The following is an 18,453-nucleotide window of genomic DNA, read 5'->3' as shown; positions in this document are numbered from 1 at the left end:
GCTGCAGCGAAAGGGAAATCGTATGGAGATCAAGGGCACCACCGCACTGGTGACCGGAGGTGCGTCCGGCCTCGGCCTGGCCACCATCCGCCGCCTGCACGCCGCCGGCGCCGAGGTGGTCATCCTCGACCTGCCGTCCTCGCCCGGCGCCGAGCGGGTCGAGGAGCTCGGTGAGCGAGCGAGTTTCGCTCCCGCCGACGTCCGCGACGCCGACCAGGTCGGCGCCGCGCTGGACGTCGCGGGCGCCACCGGTGCGCCGCTGCGCATCGTGGTCAACTGCGCCGGTGTCGGCAAGCCGTCGAAGGTGCTGGGCCGCGGCGGGCCGTTCCCGCTGGACCTGTTCAGCACCACCGTCGGGATCAACCTGATCGGCACGTTCAACGTGATCCGACTGGCCACCGAGCGGATGGCGCAGGTGGAGCCGCACGGCGAGGAGCGCGGGCTCATCGTGAACACCGCCTCTGTCGCCGCCTTCGAGGGGCAGATCGGCCAGGCCGCGTACTCCGCGTCCAAGGCCGGCATCGTCGGTATGACCATCCCGATCGCCCGCGAACTGGCCGCGCTGAAGATCCGGGTGAACACCATCGCCCCCGGACTGTTCAAGACGCCGCTGCTGGCGAGCCTGCCGGAGGAGGCGCAGGCCTCGCTCGGCGCCCAGGTGCCGCACCCGTCCCGGCTGGGCGACCCGGACGAGTACGCCTCGCTGGTCGAGTTCATGGTGGGCAACCCGATGCTCAACGGCGAGACGATCCGGCTGGACGGCGCGATCCGGATGGCCGCGAAGTGAAGCGCGGCCTGTACACCGCGGATCACGAGGCGTTCCGCGAGGTGGTCGCGGAGTTCGTCCGCCGAGAGGTTGTCGACAAGCTGGAGAAGTGGGACGAGCAGCGGCTGATCGACCGGGCCACCTGGCTGGCGGCCGGCGCACAGGGCATCATCGGGCTGTCCGCGCCGGAGGAGTTCGGCGGCGCCGGACAGTCCGACTACCGGTACCGTTCCGTCGTTCTCGAGGAGCTGGCGAAGGTGCACGCCACCTCGCTGGCCTCCAGCTTCTCGCTGCAGGACGACATCATCATCCCGTACGTGGCTGCGCTCGGCACCGAGGAGCAGAAGGACCGCTACGTCCGCGGCATGGCCTCCGGTGAGCTGATCGGCGCCATCGCGATGACCGAACCGGGGACCGGCAGCGACCTGCGCGGCATCCGCACCTCCGGGCGCAAGGTGGACGGCGGCTGGATCGTCAACGGCGCCAAGACCTTCATCACCAGCGGGTACCAGTGCGACTTCGTGATCACCGTGGTGCGCACCGATCCCGAGGCCACGTCCAGGGCGTTCAGCCTGCTGATCGTGCCGGCCGACTCCCCCGGGTTCAGCCGCGGCCGCAAGCTGGACAAGGTCGGGCTGCTCGCCCAGGACACGGCAGAGCTGTTCTACGAGGAGGTCTTCGTCCCCGACTCTGCGGTGCTCGGCGAACTGGGTGGCGGCCTCGGCCAGCTGGCCCACCACCTGCCGCTGGAACGACTCTCGATCGCGGCGCATGCCATCGCGGTGAGCGATGCGGTGCTGAAGGACACGATCGACTACACCCAGCAGCGGGTCGCCTTCGGCCAGCCGATCGCCGACTTCCAGAACACCCGGTTCCAGCTCGCCGAGATGGCCACCGAGCTCGACGTCACCCGGGCCTACGTGGACAAGGCGATGCTCGCCCAGTCCGACGGCGAGCTCACCGCCACCGAGGCGGCCAAGGCGAAGTGGTGGGCCGCCGAGGTGCAGAACCGCATCATCGACCGCTGCCTCCAGCTGCACGGCGGCTACGGCTACATGCTCGAGTACCCCGTCGCCCGCGCCTTCCGCGACGCCCGCATCCAGAAGATCTTCGGCGGCACCAACGAGATCATGAAGATGATCATCGGACGCGAGATCATCGGCCGTCGCTGACTTTTCGCTCCACAACGTCCTGCAACCCGTGAGCCCGGACCCATGGTCGATCTCACTGGTTGCAGGACGTAGTGGTTTCGGCCGGGAAGGGCAAGGACCGCGGTTCGTGTGTGCTCGTCATCCACGGTCCCTCCAACCACATCGTGTGTCGCTGGAGGGACCACGACCCGCGGATCCGGCCGGCCGTCGTTCGTCGGCCTTCCAACCGGGTGTCACACGGAATGAGGGCCAACGAATGTGACACCCGCGGCCCGGTCGTCCGGTAGCCGCCGGCGAGCCCGCCACTCACCCCGGACGCCCGTGCTCTGGTCGCTATGACGACCACGGACGCAACGGGGGTTGCGCCGACGGGCGGGTCAGGGCTTGAGGGCGCCGAGTTCGGTGAGGACGACGGTGATCCCGCGCTCCGGGTACTCGGCCGCGAGGTGCATGGCGGTGTCGATCTCGGCGCGGCCCTCGGCGACACCCTCGTCGAGCATGCGGGTGACCTCGTCGGCGATGGCGTCGGCGACGACCCGGCCGGCCTCGTCGGCGGAGAGCGCGCCGGATCCGGCGGCCTCGGACGGGAAGAGCGCGGCGAACTCCGGAGTGGACCCGGTGCGCTTCCGGTCGGCGTCGCGCTCGAAGAAGGTGGTCAGCTGCCCGACCGCAGCGGACCGCTCACCGACGGCGTACCGCTCGCCGAACGCCGACTCGTGCTCGGTCATCACATGGACACCCACGGCGGGGCCTACCATCTCGAGCAGTTCGAACGGGGTCATCGGCAGCTCCAGCGGGGCCAGGCCCTTCTCCACGGTCTCCACCGGCGTCCCCGCCTCGGCCAGCTGCCAGGCGGCGGCGCCGGCCCGGGTGAGCAGCCGGTTGACCAGGAATCCCGCGGTGTCGGTGACCACCACCGGCGTCTTGCCCAGCGCACTCGCGGTTCCGACGGCCACCTGCACGACGTCCTCGTCGACGCCGGGCGTGCGGATCACCTCGATCAGTCGCATCACGGCCACCGGGTTGAAGAAGTGGAAGCCCACCAGCCGTTCCGGCCGCTGCAGCCGCGCGCCGATCCCCGCCACCGACAGCGAGGAGGTGTTGGTCGCCAGGATCGCCTGCGGCCCCACCTTCGCCTCGTACTCGGCCATCACCGCCTGCTTGACGCCGAGGTCCTCGTACACCGCCTCGATGACCCAGTCCGCATCCTCGAAACCCTCGCCCTGCGGCCGGCCCTCGAGCCGGGAGAGCGCCCGGTCCTTGGCAGCCGCGTCGATCTTCCCGCGGCTCACCTGGCGGTCCAGCACCGACGCCGCGTGCGCCAGTCCCGCGTCCACCCGGGCCTGGTCCAGATCGGTCATCACCACCGGGATGTCGAGCTTCTGCGCGAACAGCACGGCCAGTTGGCTGGCCATGGTGCCCGCGCCGATCACACCGACCTTGCGCAGCGGCCCGGCGTAGGAAGGGGTGTCGGGCTTCGGAGTGTCAGGCATGGTGCGTCCGTTCCGCCGGTCGGCCCGGCCGTCGTGCGAGGGAGCAAGGAGGCAGGTTCAGGGGTAGTACCGGATCAAGGACTGTGCGACACACACCGGCTTGTCGCCGCCCTCCCGGTGGAAGGTGTTGGTGAGCAGGATCTGCACGCCGTCGCCCGGGACGTCGGTCACCTCAGTGAGCTCGACGGTCAGTCGCACCCGGCTGCCCGTGGGCAGCGGGGACGGGAAGCGCACCCGGTCCAGCCCGTAGTTGAGACCGTAACCGAAACCTTGGATGTCGAACATCGACAGCTGCAGCTGGGACACCATCGACAGCGTCAGGTAGCCGTGCACGATGGTGCCGCCGAACCGGCTCGCGGTCGCGCGCTCGACGTCGACATGGATCCACTGGTGGTCACCGGTGAGGTCGGCGAAGGTGTTGACGTCCTGCTGGGTGATCGAGATCCAGTCGCTGGTACCGAGTTCCGTGCCGACCCTGGCGAACAGCTCGTCCCGGCCGGTCAGCACCAGGCCGGCGGTCACACCCGCTCCAGCAGCATGCCGGTGCCCAGCCCGCCGCCGCAGCACATGGTGATCAGCGCCAGCCGGCCCTGCGAGCGCTCCAGCTCGCCCAGTGCCTTGGAGATCAGGAAGGCTCCGGTGGCGCCCAGCGGATGCCCCAGTGCGATGGCACCCCCGTTGGGGTTGACCTTGTCCGGATCGACCGAGAGCTCGCGCTGCCAGGCCAGCACCACGGAGGCGAACGCCTCGTTGATCTCGAAGACGTCGATGTCGTCCACCGTCAGCCCGTTGCGGCGCAGCAGCAGCTCGGTGGCCGGGATCGGGCCGGTCAGCATCAGCTCGGGATCGCTGCCCACCAGGCAGCTGTCCACGATCCGGGCACGTGCGCGCAGACCCAGCGCCGCGGCCTTCGACGCCTCGGCGACCAGCACGGCGGCGGCGCCGTCGGAGATCTGCGAGGCGTTGCCGGCGGTGTGGACGCCGTCCGGGCGGGCCACCGGCTTCAGTCCGGCAAGGGCCTCCAGCGTGGTGGCGCGCAGGCCCTCGTCCTTGCTGATCAGCACCGTGCCGCCGGTCGGGTTGCCCTCCGCGTCCCGCTCGGCCACCTCGATCGGCACCACCTGTGAGTCGAACCGGCCCTCGGCCCAGGCACGGGCGGCGAGGTCCTGCGAGCGCTTGCCGAACGCGTCGGCGTCGGCCCGGGTCACGCCCCACTTGTCGGCGATCCGCTCGGCACCCTCGAACTGCGAGGTCACCTCGTAGTGGTCGGCGTACTCCGGCGGCCACGGCGTGCCGAAGCCGCGGGCCTCGTCCAGCGACGCGCCGATCGGCACCCGGCTCATCGCCTCGACACCGCAGCCCACCGCGAGGTCGGTCAGCCCGGACCCGACCAGCGCCGAGGCCAGCGAGGTCGCCTGCTGGCTGGACCCGCACTGGGCGTCGATGGTGGTCGACGGCACCTGCAGCGGCAGCCCGGCGGTCAGCCAGCCGGTGCGGATGATGTTGGTGGACTGCTCGCCGATCTGCGTCACGCAGCCGCCGATGACCTGCCCGACGGCTCCCGGGTCCACCCCGGTCCGGTCGACCAGCGCACGCAGCACGTGCGCGAGGGTGTTGACCGGGTGGGTGCCGGACAGGCCGCCCCGCCTCCGACCCACGGGCGTACGGACGGCATCCACGACCACGACGTCTGTCATGGTTCCGAACCTATCCCCGCGCGACCCACCACCGGAGGCCCCCCGCGGACCCCGATGTGGAACCCTCCAACGCGGACCGGACCGGACTTTGGACCGAACTCCAACGGGGCCGGACGACTCGCCGGGGCGCGCCGGGGCCGACCGTCAGGATCACCGGCATGAAGATCACCGACCTGTTCCCCTCCGACCTGTTCGCCGGCCGGCCGGTGTTCGTCACCGGTGGCGGCAGCGGCATCAACCTCGGCATCGCCCGGACCTTCGCCGCCCTCGGCGCGGACGTCGGGATCTGCGGCCGGCGGACCGAGGTGCTCGCCGCGGCGGCGGAGGAACTGGGTGCCTTCGGCCACGGGGTGCACACCGCGGTGGCCGACGTCCGGGACCCGGAGGCCTTGCAGGCCGCGCTGGACGGCACCGCCGAGAAGTTCGGGCCGATCGCCACGCTGGTCTGCGGCGCCGCCGGCAACTTCATCGCCCGCGCGGAGAACCTGTCCCCCAACGGTTTCCGCACCGTGGTGGACATCGACCTGATGGGCACCTTCAACGCCACCCGGGCCGCGTTCGCCCAGCTGAAGCAGACCCGTGGCAGCCTGCTCTACATCTCGGCGTCGCAGGCCGACCAGGCCTTCGCGTTCCAGGCGCACGTCGGCGCCGCCAAGGCGGGGATCGACGCTTTGATGCGCAATCTCGCGCTGGAGTGGGGATCGTACGGGATCCGCTGCAACGCCATCGCCCCGGGCCCGATCGAGGGCACCGAGGGGATGAAACGACTCGGCGAGGTGGCCGGCGAGGACGCCTGGCTGTCCATGGTGCCGCTGGGCCGGTACGGCCGGACCGAGGAGGTCGGGGCGATGGCGGCCTTCCTCGCCTCGCCGCTCGCCGAGTACGTCACCGGCGCCCGGATCACCGTCGACGGCGGCCAGAACCTCACCGGCTCCACGGCTTTCAACGCGGCCGCGGCGGGCGCACTGTCCTAGGCACTCTGTCCCGGGCGCACCGGCCCGGCCACCGGTGTCGCGCGGGTCCCGGGGCGACGCACCTACGACTGCAGCGAACCGCCGTCCACGTTGAACGCCTGGCCGGTGATCGCACCGGCCTGCTCGCCGGCGAGGAACGCGACCATGGCACCGATCTCGGCCGGCTCGATGAGCCGGCCGATCGGCTGGCCGCGCAGGAACAGCTTGACAGCGGCGTCGGCGGACACCCCGCGGGCCTCGGCCACGTTGCGTGCCTCGCCGGCCACCATCTCGGTGTCGGTCCAGCCGGGGATCACCGCGTTGGCAGTGACACCCTTGGCGGCGAATTCCGTCGCGATCACCCGGGCCAGCCCGAGCAGGCCGTGCTTGCTGACCGCATAGGCGCCGGAGAACTTGCCGCCGGTGCGCGAGTACAGCGATCCGATGACGACCACCCGTCCCCAGCCGGCCGCGGCCATCGGCGGCAGCACCTGCTGGGAGATGACCATCGCGGAGGTCAGGTTCACCCGCAGCACGGTGTCCCAGTCGGCCAGGTCGATGCCCACCACCGGGGCCGGCCGGGCGATACCCGCGCAGTGCACGAAGATCTCGATCGGCCCGCCGGCCGCCTCGGCAGCGGCCCCGGGCAGCGCGGCGGCCGCGGCGAGGTCGTCCATGTCCGCCGGGACCGGCAGCACGGAGCCGGGACCGGCGGCCGCCTGCTCCGCCACCGCCTGCAGCCCGGCCCGGTCCCGGGACGCCGCCACCACGGTGTGCCCGGCCTCCGCCAGGGCGAGCGCGACCGCGGCACCGATGCCGCGGCTGGCCCCGGTGACCAGGGCCCGCCGGGCGGTCACCGGCCCTCGAAACGGGGCGCGCGCTTCTCGGTGAACGCAGCCGTGCCCTCGGCGAAGTCGGCGGTGCCGATCAGCCGCCCCTGCGCGGTCGCCTCCCGGTCCAGCGCCGCCGGCAGCCCGCCCAGCACCGCGGCGTTGATCGCGGCCTTGGTGGCGGCGTAGGCGGCGGTCGGGCCGTTCGCCAGCCGCACGGCCAGTTCCGTCGCCACGGTGTCCAGTTCGGCGGCCGGCACCACCCGGTCCGCCAGCCCCCAGGCCACCGCCTCGGCCGCCGGCAGCCGCTCGGCGAGCAGCGCCATCACGAACGCCCGACCCAGCCCGATCCGGGCAGGCACCAGCAGACTGGACCCGCCGTCCGGGGTCAGCCCGATGTTGGAGAAGGCCAGCAGGAAGAACGCCTTGTCCGAGGCCAGGACCAGGTCCGCGGCCAGTGCGAGCGAGCAACCGATCCCGGCGGCCGGCCCGTTCACCGCCGCCACCACCGGCTTGCCCAGTTCGCGCAGCCCGATGATGGTCGGGTTCGAGACCTCCCGGAGCTCCTGCTCGATGACGCCCAGCGCGTCGTCCCCGCCGAACTGTGAGTTGATGTCCGCGCCCGCCGAGAAGGCGCGGCCGGACCCGGTGATCAGCACGCTGCGCACCGAGTCGTCGGACGCGGCGTTGCCGATCACCTCCAGCAGGGCCACCGCCATCGCGCTGTCGAAGGCGTTGAGGGCATCGGGGCGGCGGAACTCCACCCGCAGGGCGCCGTCGATCCGGCTCAGGCCGAGGGAGTCAGGTGAGGGCAGCGGCTGCCAATCGTTCATGTCGGCCACGCTAGCGCCGGCCCCCGCCGACCGCCGTCGCGCCGGACCCGCAGGTCAGCGGCATCGCTGGGGAATACTCCAACCTGCCCCGCCGCGGGCCGGGCGACCGGTCCGCCGCCGGTGATTCACTCCCCTTCCAAGGGACGGGCCCGTCACGGGCCCGCCGCGACCGCCCGGGGCACCGCCGCCGGGCACGACGAAGGGGTGTCGCGTGGACTTCGCGCCGAGCCCGCGGGCCCAGCAGCTCGCCACCGAACTCTCCGCGTTCATGGCGGACCACGTCTACCCCGCGGAGGCGGTGTACGAGCAGCAGTTGGCCGACTCCGGCGACCCGCACGGCCACCCGCCGGTGCTCGAGGAGCTCAAGGCGACCGCCCGGGCCCGCGGGCTGTGGAACCTGTTCCTGCCGCACGCCACGCAGTGGACCGACGGTCTGTCCAACCTGGACTACGCCCCGTTGGCCGAGCTCACCGGCCGCAGCGTCATCGGGCCGGAGGTGCTGAACTGCTCCGCCCCGGACACCGGGAACATGGAGCTGCTCACCATGTTCGGCACCCCGGAGCAGCAGCAGGAGTGGCTGGCGCCGCTGCTGGAAGGCACCATCCGGTCCGCGTTCCTGATGACCGAGCCGGCCGTTGCCAGCTCCGACGCCACCAACGTGCAGTGCCGCATCGAGCGGGACGGCGACGAGTACGTGATCAACGGACACAAGTGGTGGATCTCCGGCGCCGCCGACAGTCGTTGCCGCATCGGCATCGTCATGGGCAAGACCGACCCGTCGGCGGCCACGCACCTGCAGCAGTCGATGGTGCTGGTGCCGCTGGACGCCCCCGGTGTGGAGATCGTCCGGGACCTGCTGGTCTTCGGCTACAACGACCGTGAGGGCCACTGCGAGGTCACGCTCACCGACGTCCGGGTGCCGGTGTCGAACCTGCTCGGCGAGGAGGGGGCCGGGTTCGCCATGGCGCAGGCCCGGCTCGGGCCGGGCCGGATCCACCACTGCATGCGGTCGATCGGCGCGGCCGAGCGGGCGCTGGAACTGATGTGCCGGCGGGCCCGGGAACGCGTCGCGTTCGGCGGCCCGCTGGCCGACCAGGGCGTGGTGCAGGAGGCGATCGCGAACAGCCGGATCGAGATCGACCAGGCGAGACTGCTGACGCTGCACGCGGCCTGGCTGATGGACACGGTCGGCAACAAGGCCGCCCGGTCCGCGATCGCGGCGATCAAGGTCGCGGTGCCGACGATGGCGGCCCGGGTGATCGACCGGGCCATCCAGGTGCACGGCGGCGGCGGGCTCGCCCAGGACTTCCCACTGGCCAGGGCCTACGCGCACCAGCGGGTGCTGCGGCTGGCCGACGGGCCGGACGAGGTGCACCGCCGCACGGTGGCCCGGCTGGAGCTCGCCAAGTACCGCTGACCGGGACCGCAGTCCGACAACCGCTGTCCAGAAACAGGACCTGCACCGGATCGCCGCATCCGGGGAACGGGGCACCCGTGTTGCACACCCGCTTCACCGAGACCTTCGGGGTCCGGCACCCGATCACCCAGGGCGGCATGCAGTGGGTCGGTCGGGCCGAGCTCGTCGCCGCGGTGGCCGAGTCCGGCTGCCTGGGCTTCCTCACCGCGCTCACGCAGCCCACGCCGGAGGCGCTGACCCGGGAGATCGCCCGCACCCGCGAGCTCACCGATCAGCCGTTCGGGGTGAATCTCACGATCCTGCCGTCGATCTCGCCGCCGCCGTACGCCGAGTACCGGGCCGCGATCATCGAGGCCGGCATACCCGTGGTGGAGACCGCCGGGCAGAACCCGGCCGAGCACATCCCGGACTTCCACGCCGGCGGGGTCAAGGTGCTGCACAAGGCGGTCGCCGTCCGGCATGCCCGCACGGCCGAACGCGTGGGCGTGGACGGCATCTCCATCGACGGCTTCGAGTGCGCCGGGCATCCCGGTGAGGACGACATCCCTGGCCTGGTACTGATCCCGGCCGCCGCCGACGCGCTGACCGTGCCGATCATCGCCTCCGGCGGGTTCGCCGACGGCCGCGGCCTGGTGGCGGCGCTGGCCCTCGGTGCGCACGGGATCAACATGGGCACCCGGTTCCTGGCCACCGAGGAGTCCCCGATCCACCCGCGGATCAAGCAGCGGATCGTCGAGCAGGACGAGCGGGACACCCGGCTGATCTTCCGGACCATGCGCAACACGGCGCGGGTCGCCCGCAACTCGGTCAGCGACGAGGTGGTCGGGATCGAGGGCCGGGGCGGCACTTTCGAGGACGTCCGGGAGCTGGTGGCCGGTGCCCGCGGGCGGCTGGTCTACGAGGAGGGCGACCCGGAGCGCGGGATCTGGAGCGTCGGGCTGGCCCAGGGGCTGGTGCACGACGTGCCGCCGGTGGCCGTGCTGGTGCGCCGCATCCTGGACCAGGCGGAACTGCTCATCTCCACCGGGCTGGCCGGGCTGCTCCGGTCCGATCCGGTCGCGGCGAGCTCGGGAGTCTCCTCGTGACCGCCCATCTCGGACTCACCGTGCCGCTGGCCGGTGAGTCGCTCGGCGAGCTCGCCGGCATCGTCGAGGCGGCGACATCGTCCGGCTTCACCGACATCTGGAGCGCCGAGGGCACCGGCCCGGACGCTTTCACCCCGCTGGTGGCGGCCGCCACCCTGCACCCGGGTCTGCGCTACGGCACCGCCATCGCCGGTGCGTTCATCCGCAGCCCCGCACTGCTGACCATGCAGGCGGCCGGGCTGGCCGACCTGGTCTCGTCCCATCCGACCGGCGAGACCCTGGTCGGCATCGGCAGTTCCAGCGACATCATGGTCGGTCAGTGGCACGGCATACCGTTCCAGCGGCCCTGGCACCGGGTGCGGGACGTGGTGCGTTTCCTGCGCGCGGCGATGTCCGGCGACAAGGTCGACCTGCACACCGACAGCTTCGACATCACCGGCTTCCGGCTGCAGACGGTCCCGGCCCGGCCGCCGCTGCTGCTGGTGGCCGCGCTGCGCCGGCGGATGCTGGAGCTGGGCGGTACCGAGGCCGACGGGGTGATCCTGAACTGGCTGTCCGCCGGTGACGTCGCCGCGGTGAAACACCATGTGCTGGACAGCAATCCGGATGCCGAGATCGCCGCCCGGCTGTTCGCGATCGTGGCCGACGACCAGGAGCAGGCCCGCATCGCGGCCCGCCGGCAGATCGCCGCCTACCTGAACGTGCCGGTCTACGCCGACTTCCACCGGTGGCTGGGCCGCGGACCGGCGCTGGAACCGATGTGGACCGCGTGGGCCGCCGGTGACCGGCGCGGCGCCCTCGCCGCCATCCCGGACGCCGTGGTCGACGAGCTGTTCCTGCTCGGCACCCCGGCGCAGATCCGGGCCGGGATCGACGAGTACGTCGCGGCCGGGGTGACCAGCCCGATGCTGGCGGTCACCGTGCTGTCCGGCGACCGCAACGACGTCATCCGCTCGCTCGGGCCGGGTGCGGCATGAGCAGCACCACCACGGCCGATCCCACCGGCACCGACGGCCTGCTGGGCTGGCTGCAGGGCCGGGGCGTGCCGTTCGACGGCACACCGGAACTGACGCTGATCGCCGGCGGGCGTTCGAATCTCACCTACAAGATCTCCGACGGGGCCGGGCACGACTACGTGCTGCGCCGGCCACCGATGGGCGAGCTGCTGCAGAGCGCGCACGACGTCGCCCGGGAGCACCGGATCATCTCCGCACTGGCCGGCACCGATGTGCCGGTGCCGGCCGCCCGCGGGGTCTGCGAGGACCCGGCGGTGTTCGGCGGTGCGCCGTTCTACGTGATGGATCTGGTGCCCGGGGTGGTGCTCAACACGGCCGCCGACGGTGCGGCCTTCCCGGCGGACGTCCGCCCGGCGGCCACCGCGGACCTGGTCCGGGTGCTGGCCGCCGTGCACGGGATCGACCCGGACGCCGTCGGTCTCGGTGACCTGGGCCGGCGGGAGGACTACAGCAGCCGGCAGCTGCGACGCTGGCTACGGCAGTTCCACGCCTCTCGCACCCGGGAGATCCCGCTCGTCGAGCAGGTGCACGACCGGCTCGCCGCGAGCGTTCCCCCGCAGCGGTACACCGGCCTGGTGCACGGCGACTACCGGGTCGGCAACGTGCTGCTCTCCCCCACCGGCACGGTGAACGCCGTGCTGGACTGGGAGCTGGCCACCCTCGGCGACACCATGGCGGACCTGGGCTGGCTGCTGGCCACCTGGTACGAACCGGGTGAGCAGCAGGTCTTCGAGTCCCCCACCGGTGCACCGGGTTTCGGCACCCGCAGCGAGCTCGCGGCCACCTACGCCCGGATCACCGGGCACGACGTCTCGGCCGCACCGTGGTACCGGGCGTTCGCGCTCTGGCGGCTCACCTGCATCTGCGAGGGGATCTACGCCCGGTACCGCACCGGGAAGATGGGCGACGACGGCTTCGACGTGGACGCCCAGGGCCGTCAGGTGATCGCGCTGGCCGAGGCGGCCGCCGCCGCCCTCGACGAGAGCTGAGCCACCGCAGACCGTCTCACCCGGCCCCGCGTCACTCCACCCAGGAGGGCCGGTGGGTCCGCTGGGCGACCAGCTCGCCACTGCGGAACGCCTCGGCGACCCCGTCCGCCGTCCAGCCGGACGGACGGTGCGCCACCGAGGTCGTCTCCGGGTGCGACCAGACGCCGAGGTGCCGGCCGTCGAACGAGAACACCTGCCCGGTCAGGTCCGCCGACGCGTCGGAGACCAGATGCACCACCAGCGGGGCGATCTCCTCGACCAGGCCGATGCCCAGGTCGGCCGGGACAGGGGCGGCCTCACCGGCCGCGGCCGCCGCCGTGGTCGCCCGGTCCATCACCACCTGCGACATGTCGGTGAGCGCGGCCGGCGAGAAAGCGTTGACCCGGATCCCCTGCTTGGCCAGCTCCACCGCCCAGGTCAGCGTCAGGGCCACCAGGCCCGCCTTTGCCGCGGCGTAGTTGGACTGGCCGAAGGCACCGTAGAAGGCGACCTCGGACACCACGTTCAGGATCACCCCGCCGGGCCGGTCGCCGCCCCGCATGGCCGCCATGGCCGCCGTCCCGCACAGCCAGGCGCCGCGGAGATTGACCGCGACCACGTCGTCGAACTCGGCGGTGCTCATCTTCAGCGCCGACCGGTCCCGGGTGATCCCGGCATTGTTGACCAGCACGTCCAGCCCGCCGAACTCCTCGACGGCAGCGGCCACCGCGCGGCGCGCGACGTCCTCCTCGGCCACCGACCCGGACACCGTGACGACCCGGGATCCACGTCCGCGCAGCTCGCGTGCAAGATCCTCCAGCGCCTCCGGGTCGCGCCCGTTCAGCACCAGGTCGGCGCCGGCGGCGGCCAGCGCGACCGCGAAGCCGCGCCCCAGCCCGCGGGACGCGCCGGTCACCAGCACCGATCGTCCGGTCAACGGGGTTGCCTCGGTCATCGTGTTGTCCTCTCAGCAGTTCTCACCGGATCATCGGTCCGCGCCGTCACAGTCACCGTCACCGCCCCGGCCCGGCGCACCGGCACGGTCACCGCCGCGACCAGTGCCACCACCGCGCAGCCGGCCAGGAACAGGAAGCCGTTGCGCCAGTCGCCGGCCGACGGCACCAGCAGCTGCGGGTCGCCGGCCACCACGGTGGACATCACCGCGGCACCGACACAGCCGCCGACGGTGCGCATGTTGGCCGACATCCCACTGGCCACACCGGTCTGCTCCGGCGGTACGGCACCGACGACGATCGTCGCCATCGCCGCCACCGACAGTCCCATCCCGGCGCCGAGCACCGCGGAACCGACCAGGATCTCCCACTTCTCGGTGGAGAACCAGGCGAACCCGACGTAGGCCACCACGGTGAGCACCAGGCCGGACAGCAACGATCCCTTCGCGCCGATCCGCCGGCCGATCAGGCCGGACAGCACCCCGAAGAGCGCCATGCACAGTGTCTGCGGCAGCAGGAACAGGCTCGACTCGGTCAGCGAGGAGCCGAAGCCGTAACCGGCGGAGACCGGGGTCTGCACATAGGTGGGCAGGAAGCCGACGACGGTGAACTGCCCGGCGCCGAAGAACACCGCGGCCAGGTTGGTGGTGCGCACCGCGGGACGGCGCAGCATCCGCATGTCGATCAGCGGGTGAGTGGACCGCAGCTCCACCCGCACCCAGCCGGCGAGCAGCAGCGCGGCCGCGGCGAACAACGAGATCACCGGCAGCGGCGCCCAGTCCCACACCGGGCCCTGGCTGACGCCGAGCAGCAGCGCGGTCAGCCCTGCGGACAGCAGCAGCGCCGCCGGTACGTTGATCCGGCTGCGCAGCCGGACCGGCGACGCCGGCACCACCAGCGCCACCAACAGCGCCGCCGGCGCCACCGCGATCGCGGAGAACCAGAAGAGCCACCGGAAGTCGAGCCAGTCGACGATCGGCCCGGCCACCACCGCACCCAGCCCACCGCCGAAGGCGAGCAGGCCGGACACCGCGCCGATGGCGCCGGCCACCCCGGCCGGCGGGAATTCGTCCCGGATGATCCCGAAGCTGAGCGGCAGCACGCCGCCGCCGATGCCCTGCACCGCGCGGGCCGCGATGAGGAAGCCGAGGGACGGCGCGACCGCCGCGAGCACACAGCCGATCGCCAGCACGGCCAGGGTGAGGACCAGCACCTTCTCCTTACCGAAGGTGTCGCCGATCCGGCCCAGGATCGGGGTGGCCACCGAGGCGCTGAGCAGGTAGGCGGTGAGCACCCAGGTGACGTCGTGCTGGCTGGTGCCGAAGTGGTGCTGCACCGTCGGCAGGATCGGCAGCACCAGCGACTGCAGCACGCCGAACCCGATCACGCCGATCGCCAGCACCGCGAACACCCGGCGCGGGTGGGCACCGGAGGCGGGCCTCACCATGCAAGGGGCCACCGGGCGAGCGGCCGGTCCGCGCCGGAGGCGAAGGGCCGCAACCGGTACCGCTCGATGGCACACAGCAGCACCTCCCGGGTGCGCTCCGGGTCGATCACCTCGTCCAGGTGCATCCCGGCCGCGGCCGGGTAGGGCCCGGTGTCGTAGGTGACCGCGCCGACCGTGCCGGCGTCCACCCGCTCGGCGGCCGGACCCGCGCCGTCCGGGGTGAGCACGTTGGCCGCCGCGAGCGGGTCCATGAAACTGATCTCGGCGCCGGGCCAGGCCACCAGCAGGTCCGCCCCGGTGCCCAACCCGCTCATCACGTGATCGGCCAGCCCGAACGACTTCCGCACGATCACCGACAGTCTCGGCACGCCGGCCATCAGCACGGCCTGCTGCAGCAGCATCGCCTTGGCGATGAGCCGCTGGTGCTCGGCCTGCCGGCCGATCACGAAGCCGGGGGTGTCGTGCAGGAACACCAGCGGCAGGCCGAACGCGTCGCACAGCAGGATCAGCCGGGTCGCCTTGTCGCAGGTCTGCGGGGCCAGCACGCCCGCCTGGTGCAGCGGCTGGCTGGCCAGCACGCCGACCGGGTGCCCGCCGATCCGGGCCAGCCCGGTGACCAGGCTGCGGGCGAACTGCGGCTGCAGCTCCATCAGTGATCCGGCGTCGACAATGCCGCGGACCAGCCGCCGGGCGTCGTAGGCGCGGCGGCGCTCGGCCGGCACCAGCGAGGTCAGCGGACCCAGATCCTCCGGCGCCACGGCCGGCAGCACCGGCGGCGGCTGCTGCGCGTTGGACGGCAGGTAGGACAGGAAGCGGCGCACCTGGTCCCAGCTCTGCTGCTCGTCCTCGGCAACCAGGTCGATCTGGCCGGTGGTGCGGGCGTGCACGTCCACCCCGCCCAGTTCCTCCATGGTGATCCGCTCGCCGGTGGCCACCTCGATCACCTTCGGCGAGCTGACCGCCAGTGCACTGCCGCGCACCTGCACCACCAGGTCGCTGACCCCGGCCAGGAACGAGGAGGCGCCGAAGGACTCGCCGACGATCACGGTGGCCATCGGCACGCTGCGGGCCCGTCCGGACGGGTAGAGCAGCGGTCCGATCGCGCCGAACCCGGCCGACCCCATCATGTCCGGGATCCGTGCTCCGCCGGTCTCGCCGAAGAACACGAACGGCAACCCGTCCCGCACCGCGGTCTCGAACAGCCGGCGCATCTTGCGGGCCCCGACCGCCGAGGTGCTGGCCCGCTTCACGGTGATGTCGTCGGCGACCACGGTCACCGGTCGCCCGTCGACCCGCCCGAAGCCGCCGATCTTCCCGTCGCCCGGGGTCGACGCCGCGTCCTCCGGGCGCGCCGAGTGGGCGAAGGTGCCGATCTCGTCGAAGGTCCCGTCGTCCAGCAGGCCGTCGATCCGCTGCCGCGCGGTCAGCCGCCCGGCCGCCGCCAGCGCGGCCACCTTCGCCGCGCCGCCCATCCCGTCGCGGATCCGCGCGGCGCGCTCGTGCAGGTCGGCCACGGCATCGGGCGCCCCGACCACCGGTTCAGCGACCACGGAACACCGGTGCCCTGCGGTCCAGGAAGGCCTGCCGGCCCTCCCGCGCGTCGGCGGTCCGGAAGGTGGTCAGCGACGAGCGCTTCTCGGCATCCGTCCACTGCGCCACTGCCGGGAACGCCGCCGCCAGGTTGCGCTTGGTCTCCAGCAGCGCCACCGGTGGCAGCGCGGCGAGTTCCGCTGCCCGGCGCGCGGTCTCGGTGGCCAGGTCGACGGCCGGCACGTCCCAGGTGACCAGGCCCAGCTCCCGGGCACCGGCCGCGGACAGCACCTCGCCGGTGAACAGCAGGTACTTCGCCACACCCAGCCCGACGTAGCGGATCGCCCGGCCCATCGGCCCCTGGAAGCCGATCCGCGTCTCCGGCAGGCCGAACCGGGCGTCGTCCCCGGCGATCCGCAGGTCGCAGGCCAGCGCCAGCTCGGCGGCATTGCCCAGGCAGGCCCCGGCGACGGAGGCGACGGTGACGAACGGCAGCGCCTCGACCGCGTCGAAGAGCGCGAACTCGGCGTCGATGTAGCCGACGTAGTCCGGCTCGGAGATCCCGGCCAGCATGCCGAGATCCGCTCCCCCGCTGAACACCTCGTCCCGGCCTCGGATCACCAGCACCCGCACGCCGTCGATCCGGGACACCTCGTGCACCGCAGCGCCCAGCGCGTCCACCGCGGCCCGGGTCATCGAGTTCGCCGGCCGACCGGTGTCGAAGGACAGCACCGCGACCCCGGCCTCGTCCGGCCCGGCCAGTTGGACAGTCGGCGCAGGAGTCCCGTTCTCAGGCATCGAACACCGTCCCGTACTGCTGCGCCAGCTCGCCCTTGGCGATCTTGCCCATCCCGGTCCGCGGGAAGTCGTCCACGAAGTGCACGTCCTTCGGTGTCTTGAAGCCGGCCAACCTGGCTCGGACGAACTGCCGGAGCTCCTCGCCGGTGGTGCCGGTGGCGTCGCCGGACCGGCGCACCAGCGCCAGCACCCGCTCCTCGTAGACCGGGTCGGGGATGCCGATCACCGCGACCTCGGCCACCGCCGGGTGCTCGCTCAGCACGTCCTCGACCTCCTTGGGGTACACGTTCTCCCCACCGCTGATGATCATCTCCTTGGCCCGGCCGGCCAGGGTGAAGAAGCCCTGCTCGTCCCGGCTGACCAGATCCCCGGTGCGCAGCCAGCCGTCGGCGGACAGCACCGCCGCCGTCAGGTCGTCCCGCCGGAAGTATCCGGACATCACCGAGTCCGACCGCACCAGCAGCTCGCCGATCTCGCCGGCCGGCAGCTCGCGCGCGGCCTCCGCCGGGTCCACCACCCGGACCTCGGTGCCCGGTACCGGCAGCCCGAGAGTGCCGTAGTGGTCGAGGAAATCCTGGCCGCGCAGCGCCAGCGTGTGCGGGCCGGACTCGGTGGACCCGTAGCCCTGCACCAGGTCCGCGGCGGGGAAGTGGTCCGAGATCGAGCCGAAGAGCGCCTTGCTCGCCACACTGCCCCCCACGTAGCACCCGCGCATCCGGGTGGTGTCGATCTTCTCCAGCACCCCGGAGTCGAAGAGCAGGTGGTAGTGCGCGGGCACACCGATCATGTAGCTGGCCCCGCCCGCGATGGCCGCACCGACCACCTCCGGCTCGAAGGCCACGATGGTCGCGGTGCCGCCCTGCACCAGCACCTGGTTCGGCACCGACGCCCCGCCGATGTGGAACTGCGGCCCGCAGAACACCAGGTTCTCACTGCGCCGGACCTCGAAGGCCAGGGCGGAGAACACCGAGTCCAGGATCCGCCCGCGCTGGCTGCGCATCACGCCCTTCGAGGCGCCGGTGGTGCCGGAGGTGAAAACGATCTCGTGCAGCGCGTTCTCGTCGTCCGGCACCCCGTCCAGGGAGCCGGGCCCGGTGAGCACCTCGTCCCAGCCGGTCCAGCCCGTCGCGGCGCCGCCGAGCACCACCCGGGAGCGGGCTGCGCCGACCGCCGGCATCGCGTCCAGCACGTCGGTCCACTCCCGGCCGGCGAACACCACCGACGGCGCCACCAGGTCGACCAGGCCCTCCAGCTCGGCCGGCCGCAGCCAGTAGTTCAGCGGCGAGAACGCCAGCCCCGCCTTGGCCGTCGCGAAGTAGGCGATCAGGTACTCCAGGCAGTTGCCGCTCAGCCAGACGCTCGTCTCCCCGGGCCGGGCGCCTGCGCCGAGCAGCCCCGCGGCCAGCGCATCGGTCATCCGGTCCAGGTCGGTGTAGGTGATGCGCCGGCCGGAGGCGTCGACCAGGGCGGTCCGCGGTCCGTAGCTCACCGCACCCCGGTCCAGCATCTGCCGGTG

At 72.4% G+C, this 18,453-nt stretch carries 17 protein-coding genes; 7 read left to right on the top strand and 10 right to left on the bottom strand.

Going from position 1 to position 18,453, the window contains the following annotated elements; all coding sequences use genetic code 11:
• The first annotated feature begins 22 nt into the window (after positions 1–22).
• A complete protein-coding gene (locus GIS00_RS18770) occupies positions 23–787 on the top strand; it encodes a 3-hydroxyacyl-CoA dehydrogenase (protein ID WP_154769976.1) in 765 nt (254 codons plus the stop codon).
• The gene (locus tag GIS00_RS18765) at positions 784–1,938 is read left to right on the top strand and encodes an acyl-CoA dehydrogenase family protein (protein ID WP_322098123.1); all 1,155 of its coding nucleotides are present in this window, start codon (positions 784–786) and stop codon (positions 1,936–1,938) included. Before GIS00_RS18770 ends, GIS00_RS18765 begins: the two co-directional genes overlap by 4 nt.
• Positions 1,939–2,294: 356 nt before the next feature.
• Here the strand turns inward: GIS00_RS18765 and GIS00_RS18760 are convergent, their stop codons facing one another.
• From GIS00_RS18760 to GIS00_RS18750, 3 genes are read right to left on the bottom strand one after another with little or no spacing between them, the layout of a single operon-like run.
• On the bottom strand, positions 2,295–3,410 hold the full coding sequence (locus GIS00_RS18760; protein ID WP_154769975.1) for a 3-hydroxyacyl-CoA dehydrogenase family protein: 1,116 nt from the start codon (positions 3,408–3,410) through the stop codon (positions 2,295–2,297).
• A gap of 57 nt (positions 3,411–3,467) precedes the next feature.
• Positions 3,468–3,932 carry a MaoC family dehydratase gene (locus tag GIS00_RS18755; protein ID WP_322098122.1) on the bottom strand — a complete coding sequence of 155 codons (465 nt, stop codon included), beginning with the start codon at positions 3,930–3,932 and terminating at the stop codon, positions 3,468–3,470.
• A complete protein-coding gene (locus GIS00_RS18750) occupies positions 3,929–5,107 on the bottom strand; it encodes a steroid 3-ketoacyl-CoA thiolase (protein ID WP_154769974.1) in 1,179 nt (392 codons plus the stop codon). Before GIS00_RS18750 ends, GIS00_RS18755 begins: the two co-directional genes overlap by 4 nt.
• Before the next feature lie 158 nt (positions 5,108–5,265).
• Between GIS00_RS18750 and GIS00_RS18745 the strand changes: the two genes are divergently transcribed.
• Positions 5,266–6,081: an SDR family oxidoreductase gene (locus tag GIS00_RS18745; protein ID WP_154769973.1), complete on the top strand. Its 816-nt coding sequence runs from the start codon at positions 5,266–5,268 to the stop codon at positions 6,079–6,081.
• A 62-nt stretch (positions 6,082–6,143) separates the two neighbouring features.
• Here GIS00_RS18745 and GIS00_RS18740 read toward each other — a convergent pair whose 3' ends face one another.
• Together GIS00_RS18740 and GIS00_RS18735 are read right to left on the bottom strand one after the other, a co-directional pair.
• Positions 6,144–6,917, bottom strand: a complete 774-nt coding sequence (locus tag GIS00_RS18740; RefSeq protein ID WP_154769972.1) for an SDR family NAD(P)-dependent oxidoreductase — start codon at positions 6,915–6,917, stop codon at positions 6,144–6,146.
• Positions 6,914–7,723 carry an enoyl-CoA hydratase-related protein gene (locus GIS00_RS18735; protein WP_154769971.1) on the bottom strand — a complete coding sequence of 270 codons (810 nt, stop codon included), beginning with the start codon at positions 7,721–7,723 and terminating at the stop codon, positions 6,914–6,916. The genes GIS00_RS18740 and GIS00_RS18735 overlap by 4 nt, the downstream gene beginning before the upstream one ends.
• 211 nt (positions 7,724–7,934) lie before the next feature.
• Between GIS00_RS18735 and GIS00_RS18730 the strand changes: the two genes are divergently transcribed.
• The 4 genes from GIS00_RS18730 (at position 7,935) to GIS00_RS18715 (ending at position 12,230) form a co-directional block, all read left to right on the top strand.
• Positions 7,935–9,140, top strand: a complete 1,206-nt coding sequence (locus GIS00_RS18730; RefSeq protein WP_322098121.1) for an acyl-CoA dehydrogenase family protein — start codon at positions 7,935–7,937, stop codon at positions 9,138–9,140.
• A gap of 77 nt (positions 9,141–9,217) precedes the next feature.
• The gene (locus tag GIS00_RS18725; RefSeq protein WP_322098120.1) at positions 9,218–10,225 is read left to right on the top strand and encodes an NAD(P)H-dependent flavin oxidoreductase; all 1,008 of its coding nucleotides are present in this window, start codon (positions 9,218–9,220) and stop codon (positions 10,223–10,225) included.
• Positions 10,222–11,202 carry an LLM class F420-dependent oxidoreductase gene (locus GIS00_RS18720; protein WP_322098119.1) on the top strand — a complete coding sequence of 327 codons (981 nt, stop codon included), beginning with the start codon at positions 10,222–10,224 and terminating at the stop codon, positions 11,200–11,202. The genes GIS00_RS18725 and GIS00_RS18720 overlap by 4 nt, the downstream gene beginning before the upstream one ends.
• Complete coding sequence (locus GIS00_RS18715) at positions 11,199–12,230, top strand: phosphotransferase family protein (protein WP_154769970.1); 1,032 nt, start codon at positions 11,199–11,201, stop codon at positions 12,228–12,230. Before GIS00_RS18720 ends, GIS00_RS18715 begins: the two co-directional genes overlap by 4 nt.
• 31 nt (positions 12,231–12,261) lie before the next feature.
• Here the strand turns inward: GIS00_RS18715 and GIS00_RS18710 are convergent, their stop codons facing one another.
• Genes GIS00_RS18710 through GIS00_RS18690 form a run of 5 tightly spaced genes read right to left on the bottom strand, consistent with a single transcriptional unit; the run spans position 12,262 to position 18,426 of the window.
• Entirely contained in the window at positions 12,262–13,164 is a 903-nt protein-coding gene (locus GIS00_RS18710) for an SDR family NAD(P)-dependent oxidoreductase (protein WP_154769969.1), read from the bottom strand.
• Entirely contained in the window at positions 13,161–14,609 is a 1,449-nt protein-coding gene (locus tag GIS00_RS18705) for an MFS transporter (RefSeq protein WP_154769968.1), read from the bottom strand. The genes GIS00_RS18710 and GIS00_RS18705 overlap by 4 nt, the downstream gene beginning before the upstream one ends.
• Positions 14,603–16,159: an acyl-CoA carboxylase subunit beta gene (locus GIS00_RS18700; RefSeq protein ID WP_154769967.1), complete on the bottom strand. Its 1,557-nt coding sequence runs from the start codon at positions 16,157–16,159 to the stop codon at positions 14,603–14,605. The genes GIS00_RS18705 and GIS00_RS18700 overlap by 7 nt, the downstream gene beginning before the upstream one ends.
• A complete protein-coding gene (locus GIS00_RS18695; RefSeq protein WP_154769966.1) occupies positions 16,149–16,937 on the bottom strand; it encodes an enoyl-CoA hydratase/isomerase family protein in 789 nt (262 codons plus the stop codon). The genes GIS00_RS18700 and GIS00_RS18695 overlap by 11 nt, the downstream gene beginning before the upstream one ends.
• Positions 16,930–18,426, bottom strand: coding sequence for a class I adenylate-forming enzyme family protein (locus GIS00_RS18690; protein ID WP_196073356.1), 1,497 nt, complete (start codon positions 18,424–18,426; stop codon positions 16,930–16,932). The genes GIS00_RS18695 and GIS00_RS18690 overlap by 8 nt, the downstream gene beginning before the upstream one ends.
• Positions 18,427–18,453 lie beyond the last annotated feature (27 nt).

Source organism: Nakamurella alba (genome assembly GCF_009707545.1).
GTDB classification, from domain to species: domain Bacteria; phylum Actinomycetota; class Actinomycetes; order Mycobacteriales; family Nakamurellaceae; genus Nakamurella; species Nakamurella alba.
This window is presented reverse-complemented; position numbering and strand designations above follow the sequence as displayed.